Annotated in this window: 1 pseudogene; it reads left to right on the top strand. The window is 50.4% G+C overall.

From position 1 onward, the window contains the following. Positions 1-806, top strand: a pseudogene (locus tag Q4519_RS21640) (IS66 family transposase); the annotation flags it as partial.

The raw sequence follows: 806 nt of genomic DNA, 5'->3' as shown, positions 1-806 counted from the left end.
ACTCTTCACGCTCACCTTCAAATGATACACCTGAGGTCAAAGCCGAGCGAAAAAAGCTCAAACGCCTCGTAGCCGAAATGCGACAGGCGCTCAACCTGGACACACGGGGCATCGACGACCATTAAGTGAGCTAACCGATTCCGATGTTATCGTGCCTTGCCTTCCTCATTCGCAATGCAGTGAATGTGGCGGCGATGTTGTCGTCAACGCAACGCCTTCACGTCGCCACCAAGTGTTGGAGTTGCCAAAACAAGCGCTGGATATCACTGAATATCAATTGTTTCATGGCCGCTGTGATTGCTGTAACACCGTTACTCAAGGCCAATTGCCTAGCGATGCGCCAACAGGGCAAATGGGCCCGAGGCTAATGAGCCACATCGCGGTGCTGGCTGGCCAGCATCATTTAAGCCTGAATAAAATCAGGCAACTTCTGTTAGATCAATATGGTACGACATTTTCAATTGGCGCACTTTCAGAAGTGCAAGGGCGTGTTAGCTCAATGCTCACACCTGTGCATCAAGCATTGAAAGCGCACATCCAAAAAGCGCCGCTCATTCATGCCGATGAAACCACACATGCGCGTAATGATGACCAATCAACACGCTGGGTATGGTTAATGGCGAGTGCTGACGCCGTGTTTCAAACTATCCGCTACTCACGCAGCCAAGACAATGCGAAACACTTGCTCGGAGAGCAGGTCAGCGCCATTATCGTCACCGATCAATGCGCCAGTTACAACTGGATAGATCCGACCCAGCATCAGTTCTGTCTTGCTCATGTGAAGCGTAATTTACAACAAATGGCTG

It is taken from the genome of Motilimonas sp. 1_MG-2023 (assembly GCF_030547455.1).
Classification (GTDB): Bacteria; Pseudomonadota; Gammaproteobacteria; order Enterobacterales; family CBDFNC01; genus Motilimonas.
This window is presented reverse-complemented; position numbering and strand designations above follow the sequence as displayed.